We start from the raw sequence: 13,448 nt of genomic DNA on the forward strand, positions 1-13,448 counted from the left end.
GCGTTCTTCCCGCCGCCGTCAGATGGATGGCGCCGCGGCCGACAGCATATATAGGGTGCACATATGAAGCTCGAGCTCCGTGGGATCACGAAGCGTTTCGGGTCCCTCGTCGCGAACGACCACATCGATCTCGTGGTCCAGCCGGGAGAGATCCATGCCCTTCTCGGCGAGAACGGCGCCGGCAAATCGACACTCATGAACGTGCTCTACGGCCTCTACCAGGCCGATGAGGGCGAGATCCTGCTGGACGACGTCGTCCAGCACTTCCGGGGCCCCGGCGACGCGATGAACTCGGGCATCGGCATGGTGCACCAGCACTTCATGCTCATCCCGGTCTTCACCGTCGCCGAGAACGTGATGCTGGGGCACGAGAACACGAAGGCGCTCGGCGCCCTCGACCTCGCCAAGGCCCGCCAGCACGTGCGCGCGGTCGCCGACCGCTTCGGGTTCGAGGTCGATCCGGACGCCATCGTCGGCGATCTCCCCGTCGGCGTGCAGCAGCGGGTCGAGATCATCAAAGCGTTGTCGCGCGACGCGAAGGTGCTCGTGTTCGACGAGCCGACCGCCGTGCTCACGCCGCAGGAGACCGACGAGCTGATGACGATCATGAAGCAGCTGCGCGATGAGGGCACCTCGATCGTCTTCATCACCCACAAGCTGCGCGAGGTGCGCGCGGTCGCCGATCGCATCACCGTCATCCGCCTCGGCAAGGTCGTCGGCGAGGCCTCACCGACCGCGTCCAACGCGGAGCTCGCTTCTCTCATGGTCGGCCGCGCGGTCGAGCTCACCGTCCACAAGGGCCCGCCCCAGCCCGGCGAGGGCGGACTCGAGGTGCGCGATCTCCGCGTCGTCACCGCGAACGGCACCGTCGTCGTCGACGACGTGAGCTTCGACGTCCGCCCCGGCGAGATCCTCGCTGTCGCGGGCGTTCAGGGCAACGGCCAGACCGAGCTCATCGAGGCCATGGTGGGCCTCGGGGAGCGCGTGAGCGGGTCGATCGAGCTCAGCGGCGTCGAGCTGGTGGGCAAGAGCGTGCGCGGCATCCTCGACGAGGGTGTCGGGTTCGTGCCCGAGGATCGCACCGAGGACGGCCTCGTGGGCACCTTCACGGTCGCCGAGAACCTCATCCTCGACCGGTCCGGCGACAAGGCCTTCGTATCGGGCGGCACGATCCGCCGCGGCGTGCTCGACGACTTCGCCAAGGCGCGCATCACCGAGTACGACATCCGCACGCAGGGCCCTTACGTCCCCGCCGGGACACTGTCCGGCGGAAACCAGCAGAAGGTCGTGATCGCGCGCGAGATGAGCCGCGAGCTGAAGCTGCTCGTCGCGGCGCAGCCGACGCGCGGCGTCGACGTCGGCTCGATCGAGTTCATCCACAAGCGCATCGTCGAGACGCGGGACGCCGGCATCCCGGTCGTGGTCGTCTCGACCGAGCTCGACGAGGTCGCGGCCCTCGCCGACCGCATCGCGGTGATGTACCGCGGAGCGATCGTCGGCATCGTGCCCGGCGACACCCCCCGAGACGTTCTCGGCCTCATGATGGCCGGCGAGAAGCCCGAGGAGGCCGTCGCGTGAACGACCAGAACCCCGCTGCGAGCGGCGACCCGCTCAAGGGGCTGCCGGCAGATCAGCTCCCGCCCGTTTCGGGCCCGCTCACAGGTTCGCCGGACCTCCCGGGACCCACGCCCGACGCGCCCGGCGCCGTCGACGGCGAGGTGCCCGCGCCGCCGCGTCAGAACGTCTTCATCAAGGAGCTGCTGCGCAGCAACTGGGTGACCACCGTGCTCGCGATCGTCGTGGCGATGGTCGTGGGCGGCATCCTGATGGCGATCACGAACGAGGAGGTCCAGGCGGCGTCCGGCTACTTCTTCGCGCGACCCGGCGACACCCTCGGCGCCGTCTGGAACGCCGTGTACGGCGGGTACGAGGCGCTCTTCCGCGGGGCGATCTACAACCCCCGGGCGAACGACTTCGCGACGCAGATCCGGCCGCTCACCAACACGCTCGGCTTCGCCGCCCCGCTGATCGCCGCGGGCCTCGGTGTGGCGCTGGCGTTCCGCGTGGGCCTGTTCAACATCGGTGGCCGCGGCCAGATCCTCATCGCATGTGCGACGGCGGCGCTGTTCACCTTCAACCTGAACCTGCCGATGTTCCTCCAGCTGCCTCTGACCCTCGCGGCGGGCATCGCCGGCGGTGCGATCTGGGGTGGCATCGTCGGTGTGCTGAAGGCGCGCACCGGCGCCCACGAGGTGATCCTCACCATCATGCTCAACTACGTCGCGTTCTATCTCGTGACGTGGATGGTGCGCACGCCCGGCATCCTGCAGCGCCCGGCGGGCGACCAGCCGATCTCGTCGGCCACGCCGTCGAACGCGCAGTTCCCCGACCTCCTCGGACCTCGCTTCCCCCTGCTCGACTGGGGCTTCGTGATCGTCATCGCGGCCACCGTGTTCGTGTGGTGGCTGGTCGAGCGCTCGAGCCTCGGATTCCGGCTCCGCGCCGTCGGCGAGAACCCGCACGCGGCCCGGGCGTCCGGCATCTCCGTGCAGCGGATGTACATCTACGCGATGCTCTTCGCCGGTGGCCTCGCGGGTCTGGCCGGCATGAACCAGATCCAGGGCTCGGTGACCACCGGCTTCGACGGGTACATCGACGCGGGCATCGGCTTCGACGCCATCACCGTCGCCCTCCTCGGTCGCAGCCGGGCATGGGGCGTGTTCGCCGCCGGCATCCTGTTCGGCGCGCTGAAGGCCGGTTCGTTCACGATGCAGGCCTCGCAGGGCATCCCCGTCGACATCGTGCTCGTGGTGCAGTCGCTCATCGTCCTGTTCATCGCGGCGCCGCCGCTCATCCGCACGATCTTCTTCCTGCCGAAGACCGATGCCGAGAAGGCCGCCAAGGCGAGAGCCAAGGCTGCGAAGAAGGCGGTGTCCGCATGACCGCGCTCGCTCCTGCTCCCGACGGGACGATCCAGCTGGCCACCGTGAAGGTGCGCCACCTGAAGCTGCCGGTGACCCTCGCGATCGCGACGGTTCTGCTGGCGCTCCTGTTCCTGTTCGTCCCCCGCAACGGCATCAGCACGTTCCGGCTGAGCGATCCGAGCTCGTCGATCGGCCTGCCGAACGTGAGCTTCCCGACCGCGGTGACCTGCTGGGTCCTCATCGGCCTCCTCGTGCTCCTGACGCTCTGGGCGTTCTGGGACTCGGCGAGCTACCGCCGCACCGGCCTCTGGCTGCCGATCGTGTTCAGCCTCCTCGCCGTGTTCGCGTTCCTCGTGTGGGCCGCCGCCGGCGGGCTCGTGCCTGTCACCGGTCTGCTGTTCGGTGCGCTGTCGCTGTCGGTCCCGCTGATCTTCGGTGCGCTCGGAGGCGTGATCGGCGAGCGGGTCGGCGTCGTCAACGTGGCGATCGAGGGCCAGTTCCTGTTCGGCGCGTTCAGCGCCGCGCTGCTTGCGAGCATCACCCACAACCCCTTCGTCGGACTCGTCGGGGCGATGGTGGGCGGCGTGCTCGTGGCGTTCGTCCTGGCGGCGTTCTCCATCAAATACCTCGTCGACCAGGTGATCGTCGGCGTCGTGCTCAACGTCCTCGTGACCGGCCTGACGGGCTTCCTCTACGGCGCGCTCCTCGTGCCCAACGAGGCGGACCTCAACCGCCCGGTGCGCTTCACGCGGTGGGAGATCCCGCTGCTCAGCGACATCCCGATCATCGGACCCGTGCTGTTCAACCAGACGTTCATCGTCTACCTCATGTACATCACGGTCGCGCTCGTCGCCTGGGGCCTCTACCGCACCCGCTGGGGCCTGCGGCTGCGCGCGGTCGGCGAGCACCCGCAGGCGGCCGACACGGTGGGCATCAAGGTGAACACCAGCCGGTTCTGGAACGTCTCGCTCGCCGGAGCGATCGCCGGTATCGGCGGCGCGTACTTCACGCTCGTCTCGGTGGGCCAGTTCACCAAGGAGATGACGGCGGGCCTCGGCTTCATCGCCCTGGCGGCGGTCATCTTCGGCCGCTGGGACCCGATCCGCGCAACCCTCGCGGCGCTGCTGTTCGGGTTCGCGACGAACCTGCAGAACCTGCTGACCGTGCTGCGTACGCCGATCCCCAGCGAGTTCATGTTGATGCTGCCGTACCTCGTGACGATCATCGCCGTCGCCGGCTTCGCGGGTCAGATCCGCGGCCCCGCCGCCGCCGGCAAGCCATACATCAAGGGATGACGCGGTGCCTGCCGCGCGTGTGAAGGGCGACGGATGCCGGGCCGCGGCATCCGTCGACCCTCCTGATACCCGACCCGACGCGAACGGAGCGCGCGCATGACCGATATCGACTGGGATGAGCTGCGCGCCGCGGCGACCGACGCGATGCGGCGGGCGTACGCCCCCTACTCGCGCTACAAGGTCGGCGCCGCCGCCCTCGTGACCGACGGGCGCATCGTGACCGGCTGCAACGTCGAGAACGCGTCGTACGGCATCACCCTCTGCGCCGAGTGCGGTCTCGTCAGTGAACTCGCGAACTCGGGCGGAGGGAGCCTCGTCGCCTTCGTCTGCGTCAACGGCCATGGCGACACGATCATGCCGTGCGGCCGCTGCCGGCAGCTGCTCTTCGAATTCGCGATCCCCGGCATGCTGCTCGAGACGGTGTCCGGCATCAGAACCATCGACGAGGTGCTGCCCGACGCGTTCGGACCCCGCGACCTCGAGGAGGCGACGCGATGAGCGACGCGACGGGCGTCGAGCCGTTCGACGCGGTCGACGTGATCCGCGCCAAGCGCGACGGCGGTGCGGTGCCGGAGCAGGCGCTGCGCTGGATGGTGGACGCGTACACCCGCGGCTACGTCGCCGACTCGCAGATGGCCGCCTTCGCGATGGCGGTCCTTCTCAACGGGATGACGCGCGACGAGATCCGCGTCATGACCGACGCGATGATCGCGTCGGGGGAGCGGATGAGCTTCTCGGGGCTCGGCAAGTCCACGGTCGACAAGCACTCGACCGGCGGCGTCGGCGACAAGATCACCCTGCCGCTGGCCCCGCTCGTCGCCTCGTTCGGTGTCGCGGTGCCGCAGCTGTCGGGCCGCGGGCTCGGCCACACCGGCGGCACGCTCGACAAGCTCGAGTCGATCCCGGGTTGGCGCGCCGCGCTGTCGAACGACGAGATGTTCGCGCAGCTGCAGGGTGTCGGCGCGGTCATCTGCGCCGCCGGCTCCGGCCTCGCACCGGCCGACAAGAAGCTGTACGCGCTGCGTGACGTCACCGGCACCGTCGAGGCCATTCCGCTCATCGCGTCGAGCATCATGTCGAAGAAGATCGCGGAAGGCACCGACGCGCTCGTGCTCGACGTGAAGTTCGGCTCGGGCGCCTTCATGCGAGACGTCGACCGGGCGCGCGAGCTCGCCCGCACGATGGTCGCCCTCGGCACCGACTCGGGCGTCTCGACGACGGCGCTCCTCACCGACATGAACACCCCGCTCGGCCTCGCCATCGGCAACGCCAACGAGGTGCGCGAGTCGGTGGAGGTGCTCGCCGGCGGCGGTCCCGCCGACGTCGTCGAGCTGACGATCGCCCTGGCCCGCGAGATGCTCGCGCTTGCGGGCCGGCCGGACGCCGACGTCGAAGCGGCGCTGCAGGACGGCCGCGCGATGGACGCGTGGCGCGCGATGATCCTCGCGCAGGACGGCGATCCGGATGCTGCGCTGCCCGCGCCCAACGAGACGCACACCGTCACCGCGACCGAGGGCGGCTACGTCACCGGCATGGAGGCGCTCCCGTTCGGCGTCGCCGCGTGGCGCCTGGGTGCGGGACGCGCCCGCGCGCAGGACCCGGTGCTGCACGCGGCGGGGATCGATCTTCACGTGAAGCCCGGCGATCAGGTGACCGCCGGCCAGCCGCTGTTCACCCTTCTCGGCGAGGATGCCTCCCGGTTCGACCGCGCCCTCGACGCCCTCGACGGGGCGTGGGAGATCGGCCCGGACGCACCGCAGCGCCGTCCTCTCGTCCTGGAACGCATCACCGCCTAGGCTGAGTCAGTCCCGCGGCGGGCCCGACGCGGCGCCCGGGCCGCAGCATCCGTCCGCACCCCCGACTCGCGATCGCAACCGAGGAGAACCCCCAATGCCCATCGACCAGCACGGCGACGCCATCCTCGACGGAGTTTCGCTCCGGAGCCTCCCCAAGGTCTCGCTGCACGATCACCTCGACGGCGGCGTGCGCCCCGCGACGATCATCGAACTGGCCGACGCGATCGGGTTCGAGGTCCCCGAGTCCGACCCGGACGACCTCGCGGACTGGTTCGCCGAGAAGAGCGACTCGGGCTCGCTCGTCGAGTACCTCAAGACCTTCGACCTGACGATCGGCGTCATGCAGACGCGCGAGGGCCTCACGCGGGTCGCCCGCGAGTTCGTCGAGGACCTCGCCGCGGACGGCGTCATCTACGGCGAGGTGCGCTGGGCGCCCGAGCAGCACCTGGGCGGCGGGCTGTCGCTCGACGAGGTCGTCGCGGCGGTGCAGGAGGGCATCGAGGAGGGTGAGGACGCGGCGGAGAGCCGCGGCCACGACATCCGTGTCGGCCAGCTGATCTCGGCCATGCGCCACAGCGACCGCTCGCTCGAGATCGCACGGCTGGCCGTGGACTGGCGCAACCGGGGCGCGGTCGGGTTCGACATCGCCGGTCCCGAGGACGGGTTCCCGCCCTCGCGCCTGCGGGAGGCGTTCGACTATCTGGCGTCGGAGTTCTTCCCCGCCACCGTGCACGCGGGTGAGGCCGCCGGCCTGGACTCGATCCGCTCGGCGCTGATCGACGGCCGCGCGCTGCGTCTCGGCCACGGCGTGCGCCTCGCCGAAGACCTCGAGGTCGTCTCGCGCGCCGGTGAAGAGGTGCTCGTCCAGTTCGGCGACCTGGCGCGCTGGGTGCGCGACCGCGAGATCCCGCTCGAGCTGTCGCCGTCGTCGAACCTGCAGACCGGCGCCATCGAGCGCTGGGGCACGACGATCGAGGACCACCCCTTCGACCTGCTCTACCAGCTCGGCTTCGCGGTCACCGTGAACGTCGACAACCGCACCATGAGCCGCACGTCGCTCACGCGCGAGCTCGCGCTGCTCGCCGAGACGTTCGAGTACGGCCTCGACGATCTCGAGGCCTTCCAGCTGAACGCCGCGGCCGGCGCCTTCCTCCCGGTGGAGGAGCGCGAGGAACTCATCGACCTCATCGCCGACGGCTTCGACGCGTAGCCCGCAGGCTGCTGGGGAGAGCGGATGCCGCGGCCCGCGGCATCTGCTCTCTTCGTGCGTCGTCTGCAGAACTCCACGGATCACCGACTTTCGACGGGCTATGAGGCCTTGCGGTCCCTCAACCGAGTCTGTGTTGTGGAGTTCTGCGGATCCTGGCGCCTGGCGTGGGCGCCGAGGATCGCCTTCATCGCCGTGAGGGTCTCTTCCGAACGGTAGTAGATATCCTCTGCCACGGGTCGGATCGTGGTGTAGCCCAGCCCTGCCGCGGCGATATCACGTCGGCGGTCACGCAGCTGCGACTTCCAGTCTTCGTGGTGAGCCTTGCTGTCGCACTCGACGACGAGCCACCCGTCGATGATCAGGTCGACGCGCCCGACGCCGGGAAGCTCGACCTGAACGTCGACATGGCACCCCAGCGCCCGGAAGAGCAGGCGCATGAGCGTCTCTGCCCCCGATTCGCAGCGAGGGTCAAGCAGGTCCCGCAGTATTCGATAGCGCCGCGGCAGACGGCGGAAGATTTCGGCGATTTCCGCCTCGTCCACGAGCCCGGAGTGCCAGGCGCTGTCCAGGGTGGCCACCGCATCACGCGGAGGCTGACACCGACACGCCTGAACGAGTGCGCTGACCAGGTCGACCGCCAGAGCTGTTCTCTCGCATTCGGAGTCGCGCCAATGGGCGACGACCTGCTCGGGCCGCACGGGTAGACGTGTGGTTGCGGGCGTGAACTGCAGATGCAGGGGGTGCCGGTCCCTCACGAACACACCGATCTCCGCAAGAAGAGAGACACAGTCGAGCCGACCACCGAGGCGGCTCGCCTCCAGCAGTCGCGGACGGGCGTCGGCGCGGAGGTAGCGGCCGTTCCGGGTGCGGACGAGGCGCCCGTCGGCTACGAGACATGCGATGCGGTGCCGGCTCATGCCGTGCTCGGCGAGCGCCTGGGGACTGAGGAACGTCGCCGAGAGTATGCGGTGCGCGGCGGCGCGCTACTCGAGTTCGGACACGTCACCCAGCGAATCGGTCGCGCGCCGAGCGGGGTGGTCGGCCCGAGGGATCCGGGGACAATCTCCGCGGATCGCGGGCTGGGGAGAAGCCGCGGGTGGCAGAACTCCACGGATCCGCGTGCGTCTCGGCCCGTTCGAGTCCTTCGAGGGCGCAGCCGGCGCAATTCCGTGGAGTTTCGCAGAGCGACCGGAGAGCTGCCGCGGTCAGCGGCGGGCTACGCCGGGATGTGACGCCAGGTACGCCTCGAAGGCCTCGGACGACGTCTTGGCGGGGGTGAAGCCGAACTCGTCCTTCAGGCGTGCGTTGGCCAGGACGGGGCGATAGCGGAGGAAGCCCACCTGTTCCGGGCCGTGGACGGTGAGGTGCAGTCTCCGACCCACCCGCAGGCCGAAGCCCAGCAACCCGGCGGGCACGGTCAGGACGGGCTTGCCGAGGCGTCGGGCGATCTCGGGCACGGTCACGCGGCCGTCGCCGGCGACGTTGTAGATGCCGGGCGGGCCGTCGGTGGCGGCGCGTGCCATCGCGGCGGCGACGTCGTCCACCCACACGAAGACGAAGGGTGCCTCCGAACCGCGCACCTTGAGGAGTGCGGGGCCGTCCCAGAGCGCCGTGATCTGGTTCTCCACGGTCGGCCCCAGGATCGTGCCGATGCGGAACACGACCTGCTCGAGCTCGGGGTGCGCCTCGCGGTATCCGGCGAGCAGCTGCTCGACGAGGCGCTTGTGCTTCGAATACGGGAACTCGTCGTTGCCCCGCACGGGGTCGCTCTCGCGAAGCCACTCGGGGTTGTCGGCGTGGTAGCCGTAGGCGGCTCCCGAGGACGACACCACGATCCGCTTCACGCCGGCCTCGACGCACGCCTCGAGCACGTGCCGCGAGCCGTCCACATCCACCCGGTACTCGAGACCGTGGTCGCGGCCGGGGTTGACGATGGCGGCGAGGTGCACGACGACATCGATCCGGTGGCGGCGCAGCAGCGGCACGAGGCCGTCGGGACGGGTGACGTCGCAGTCGTCGTAGACGACGCCGTCGACGGGATGCTGCGGCCGCCGCACGTCGCCCGCCACGACCAGTTCGACGTCGGGGCGGCCCGCGAGAGCCGCGGCCACGTGGGATCCGAGGAAACCGGCGCCGCCGGTGACGAGGACGCGGCGGCTCATGCGACCGGCTCCGAAGGACCGGACGCGCCCGTCGCCGGTGATCCCGTTCCGCCGTCCGATGCCGCCCGCAGCGCGTGGCGCGACGCGTCGCCCTTGACAGATCCCGTGCGCCTCTTCGTGTGCCGCGCCCAGAGCGCGGCGACCAGGAGCCCGGCGATGATGTCCCAGACGCCCCACCAGCCGGCGACGATCGCCATGCCGCCGAGGCCGCCGAAGAAGGCGAACACCAGTCCGAGGCCGAGCCCGGCGTTGCGGATGCCGACCTCGAACGTCATCGCCTTGCGCTCGCGGGTGCCGAGGCCCCCGACGACCGCGGTGCTGTAGCCGATCGCCAATGCGACGGCGTCGTGGATCGTGACGACCAGGATGATGATGCCGAGGAACGCGACGAAGTAGGCCCAGTTGCCCGCGAGCGCGGCGACGATGAAGCCGACGAGCGCCAGCAGCGAGAACCACTTGACGAACGGCTGCACGCGCTTCGCGAACGCGGGGAAGCGGTGGCGGATGAACAGACCCAAGGCGAACGGCAGACCGATGATCAGAAGGATGTCGCCGAGCATCGCCCAGGCGTCGAGCGACACCGCCTCGAGCAGGGTGCGTGCGGTCGGGTGCAGCGACCCCCAGAATGCGATCGACAGCGGCAGCACGAAGATGTAGATGATGTTCGAGACCGCGGTCATCGACACCGAGAGCGCCACATTGCCGCCGGAGCGATGCGTGAGCACCTGCGAGATGTTGCCCGGCGGGCAGCAGGCCACGAGGATCATCCCCAGCGCCATGGACGGCGTCACCGGCAGGATGAGGGTCAGCGCGAACGTCACGGCGGGCAGCACGACGAGCTGCGCGAGGATCGCGATGACGAAGGGCTTCGGCTTGCGCGCGACGACCTTGAAGTCCTCCACCGTCGTGTCGAGCGCGATGCCGAACATGATCAGCCCGAGGACGACATTGAGGATCACGAGCGTGCCCGGGTTGAAGTTGAGCACGACGTCGTCGGGGTTCACGCCGTCACCTCCCGCCGGGCGGCACCGCGCGCCCGTCGCGGGCCACCGGATGCGGCATCCGTCCTGAGGGCCTGCGTGGCGGTGCGGACAGCGCCGCGGTACGCGTCCTTGTTCACGTAGTACGACATGCGCTCGAGGCCGAGGTAGTTGTAGCCGCCCGTCAGATCCGGCCACGGCTCGCCCGTCACCCGCGCGCGGAACGCGGCCGCGCGATCGGGGTGGCGCTCGATCGCCGCGAGGTACGCGGCGATCAGCTCGGCCTGCTCGTAGCGTCCCTGCCAGCCGATTCCGGATGCCTCGATCATGCCCATCACGTAGAGCCCGTTGAAGGACGGGGTGAAGGTGTTGAGGAACAGGCGTGGGGCCATGCCCGACCAGTCCAGCGCGGCGCGGTCGACGAACGGGTAGTCGAGCTTGTAGCCGGTGGCGAGGAGCACGGTGTCGTACTCGGCCGACGACCCGTCGCGGAAGTGCACGGTGCGTCCGTCGAAACGGTCGATATCGGGCACGATCCGCAGGTCGCCCTGGCCCAGGTGGTTCAGGATGAGCGTGTTGACGATGGGGTGCGACTCGTAGATCTTGTAGTCGGGCTTGGGGAACCCGAACCGCACGGGGTCCCCGGTGAAGGCGCGCAGCACCCGCGTGTCGACGAACTGCTTGATGCGCGCCGGGAGCGGCTTGCCCTGGTTGAGGGTGTCGGAGGGTCTGCCGAACAGGTACCGCGGCACGAAGTAGTAGCCGCGGCGCACGCTCATGTCCACGGCTGCCGCGTGGTGCACGGCGTCGACCGCGATGTCGCAGCCGGAGTTGCCGGCGCCGATGATGAGCACCCGCTTGCCGGTGAGCTGCGTCGCGGACTTGTAGGCGTTGGTGTGGAGGAGCTCACCCGTGAACTCGCCGCGGAACGCCGGGACGTTCGGCTCGGCGAGGGTGCCGTTCGCGAGGATCACCCCGTCATAGCGCTGCTCGACCGACGCGTTCCCCGAGCCTGCCGAAGGGCCTTCGGCGCGCAGCATCCAACCGCCGTCGTCCGTGGGCTCGAGCGAGGTGACCTTCGTGTCGAATCGGAATCGGCCGGTCAGCCCGAAGTGGTCGGCGAAGTCGCGGAAGTACGCGATGAGCTCGCGGTGGCTCGGGTAGTCGGCCTTGGTGCGCATCGGGAACTCGGTGAACTCGGTGGTCGTGCGCGATGAGATGAGGTGCGCCGACTCGTACATCGTGGAGCGCGGGTTCTCGATGTCCCAGAGGCCGCCGACCCCCCGTGACGCCTCGAAGCCGTCGAACTCGATCCCGGTCTTCTGCAGCGCCCGAGCGGCGGAGAGGCCCGATGGCCCGGCGCCGATGATGGCATAGCGATGCGCGCTCATGCGTCCTTCATTCCGTCTCCACACGTCGTCGTGTCGTCGGCGCGACGGTGCCGACCCCAGGTTCGAGAGCAACCCTAAGCGTTAGTCGGAATTAACCGAAATCCCCGTCGCCTCACACGAAGACTGCCAGGATGCCCCGCACGAGCACCACTGTCGCACCGGCCCACGCGATGGCGAGCATCGCCGCCCGGGCGATCCGCGGCGACACGTTGCGCGACAGGATCGTGCCGATCGCGATGCCCGCGATCGTGGCGACCACGAGGGTGCCCACATCTGCGGCGGGGCTGGTCGGCAGTCCGCGCAGGACAACCGATGCGATGCCGAAGGCCAGGAAGATCACCTGCACGCTCGCCGCGAAACGGCGCTGCGGCCACTTGTCGCCGACCGCGTACGCGGCCAGTGCGGGGCCGGACAGACCGCTCGCGGCATTCATGAAACCGGCGGCCGACCCGGCGACGATCGCACCGGTACGACCTGACAGCGACGCCGAGAGCGCGGGGATGTGACTCGCCACGAGTGCGAAGTACGCCATCGCCGCGATCAGCAGCAACAGGGCGGCCTCGGGCAGCAGGTGCACCAGCAGCACGCCGAACGGCGAGGCGACGAGGCCCGGCCAGATGAGCCACCAGGTGCGCCGCCACTCGACGTGCTTCCAGACGAAGGGGACCGCGGTGCAGGCAGCCACGAGGGCGAGGAGCACCGCGATCGTGACCCCTTCGACCGGTCCGTAGAGCACGACGATCGGCCCCACGAGCACCAGCACGAACCCGAGTCCGGTGATGCGCTGGATCACCGCCGCGACGAAGGCCGCGATCGCCGCCAGGACCAGGGTGAGGGCCACCGTCTCAGCCCTGCGCGAGCGCGAAGGCTCCGACGAGCTCGGTGAGCTGGTCGCGCATGTCCTCGTCGGAGATCGTCGGGGTGTTGTCGCCGGCCTGCAGGCCGTAGTCGCCGAACGAGGAGTGGCTCGCGCCCTCGATCTCGTGCATCTCGGCGTCCTCGGGCAGCAGATGGCGGGCGTCCGCGATCTTCTCCGGCGTCGAGAGCCCGTCTTCGCTGCCGGAGACGCTGATCACCGGCAGACCCGACTCCGACAGGTCGTTCGAGCAGTAGGAGCCGAACAGGGCCAGGCCGTCGGCATCCGTCGCGAGCTGGCACGCCCGTACGCCGCCGAGCGAGTGCCCGCCCACCAGCCACGTGTCGACGTCGGGCGCGAGGCCGGTGAACGTCGACAGCGGCCTCACGTCGAAGAACGCGAGGTTGAGCCACGGCTTGGTGATGACGACGGTGACGCCGTCCTCGGCGACGAGGCCCGAGACCTTGTAGGCGTATGCCCACGGGTCGACCTTCGCGCCCGGGATGTACACCAGTCCCACGTCGGCGGACTCGCCGGTGGGGGAGAGCACGATGCCCGCGTCGGTGTCGGTGATCTCGATGCCCGGGTTCGCCTTCACGTCCGCGAGCGGATCCGCCTCGGCGCCCATCACGCCGACCTGGCTCCAGATCAGGATGCCGACGACGGCGAGCACGATGAGCGCCCCGATCGAGCCGAGGATCCACCACAGGGCTCGCGGCCCGCGCCGGCGGGGCTCGGCCGCGGGCTCGGGAGTGGTTTCGGGCGAAGTCTCGGATTCGGGGCCGGGCTGGTTCACCGAATCAGCGTACGTGCTCGCCGCGGTTCACCGCGGGT

Annotated in this window: 12 protein-coding genes; 6 read left to right on the top strand and 6 right to left on the bottom strand. The window is 69.7% G+C overall.

Features of this window, described 5'->3' with window-relative positions:
• Positions 1–63: 63 nt before the first annotated feature.
• The 6 genes from RS82_RS15280 (at position 64) to RS82_RS15305 (ending at position 7,225) form a co-directional block, all read left to right on the top strand.
• Entirely contained in the window at positions 64–1,578 is a 1,515-nt protein-coding gene (locus RS82_RS15280; RefSeq protein WP_045300960.1) for an ABC transporter ATP-binding protein, read from the top strand.
• Positions 1,575–2,942, top strand: coding sequence for an ABC transporter permease (locus RS82_RS15285; RefSeq protein WP_045300962.1), 1,368 nt, complete (start codon positions 1,575–1,577; stop codon positions 2,940–2,942). Before RS82_RS15280 ends, RS82_RS15285 begins: the two co-directional genes overlap by 4 nt.
• Entirely contained in the window at positions 2,939–4,219 is a 1,281-nt protein-coding gene (locus RS82_RS15290) for an ABC transporter permease (protein ID WP_045300964.1), read from the top strand. The genes RS82_RS15285 and RS82_RS15290 overlap by 4 nt, the downstream gene beginning before the upstream one ends.
• Before the next feature lie 96 nt (positions 4,220–4,315).
• Positions 4,316–4,717 carry a cytidine deaminase gene (locus RS82_RS15295; RefSeq protein ID WP_045300966.1) on the top strand — a complete coding sequence of 134 codons (402 nt, stop codon included), beginning with the start codon at positions 4,316–4,318 and terminating at the stop codon, positions 4,715–4,717.
• Positions 4,714–6,015, top strand: a complete 1,302-nt coding sequence (locus tag RS82_RS15300; protein WP_045300968.1) for a thymidine phosphorylase — start codon at positions 4,714–4,716, stop codon at positions 6,013–6,015. The genes RS82_RS15295 and RS82_RS15300 overlap by 4 nt, the downstream gene beginning before the upstream one ends.
• 94 nt (positions 6,016–6,109) lie before the next feature.
• Positions 6,110–7,225, top strand: a complete 1,116-nt coding sequence (locus tag RS82_RS15305) for an adenosine deaminase (protein ID WP_045300970.1) — start codon at positions 6,110–6,112, stop codon at positions 7,223–7,225.
• A gap of 98 nt (positions 7,226–7,323) precedes the next feature.
• On the opposite strand, the gene RS82_RS15310 is transcribed toward RS82_RS15305, so the two are convergent.
• From RS82_RS15310 to RS82_RS15335, 6 genes are all read right to left on the bottom strand, one after another.
• The gene (locus RS82_RS15310) at positions 7,324–8,142 is read right to left on the bottom strand and encodes a PDDEXK family nuclease (protein WP_045300971.1); all 819 of its coding nucleotides are present in this window, start codon (positions 8,140–8,142) and stop codon (positions 7,324–7,326) included.
• 288 nt (positions 8,143–8,430) lie between these two features.
• Positions 8,431–9,387 carry an SDR family oxidoreductase gene (locus tag RS82_RS15315; RefSeq protein WP_045300972.1) on the bottom strand — a complete coding sequence of 319 codons (957 nt, stop codon included), beginning with the start codon at positions 9,385–9,387 and terminating at the stop codon, positions 8,431–8,433.
• Positions 9,384–10,391 carry a bile acid:sodium symporter family protein gene (locus tag RS82_RS15320; protein WP_045300973.1) on the bottom strand — a complete coding sequence of 336 codons (1,008 nt, stop codon included), beginning with the start codon at positions 10,389–10,391 and terminating at the stop codon, positions 9,384–9,386. Before RS82_RS15320 ends, RS82_RS15315 begins: the two co-directional genes overlap by 4 nt.
• Entirely contained in the window at positions 10,388–11,758 is a 1,371-nt protein-coding gene (locus RS82_RS15325; RefSeq protein ID WP_045300974.1) for a flavin-containing monooxygenase, read from the bottom strand. The genes RS82_RS15320 and RS82_RS15325 overlap by 4 nt, the downstream gene beginning before the upstream one ends.
• A gap of 112 nt (positions 11,759–11,870) precedes the next feature.
• Entirely contained in the window at positions 11,871–12,599 is a 729-nt protein-coding gene (locus RS82_RS15330) for a TSUP family transporter (protein WP_052676865.1), read from the bottom strand.
• Between the two features lie 4 nt (positions 12,600–12,603).
• Positions 12,604–13,410: an alpha/beta hydrolase gene (locus RS82_RS15335; protein WP_084695688.1), complete on the bottom strand. Its 807-nt coding sequence runs from the start codon at positions 13,408–13,410 to the stop codon at positions 12,604–12,606.
• Positions 13,411–13,448: the final 38 nt, after the last annotated feature.

The organism is Microbacterium trichothecenolyticum (assembly GCF_000956465.1).
Taxonomy (GTDB): Bacteria; Actinomycetota; Actinomycetes; order Actinomycetales; family Microbacteriaceae; genus Microbacterium; species Microbacterium trichothecenolyticum.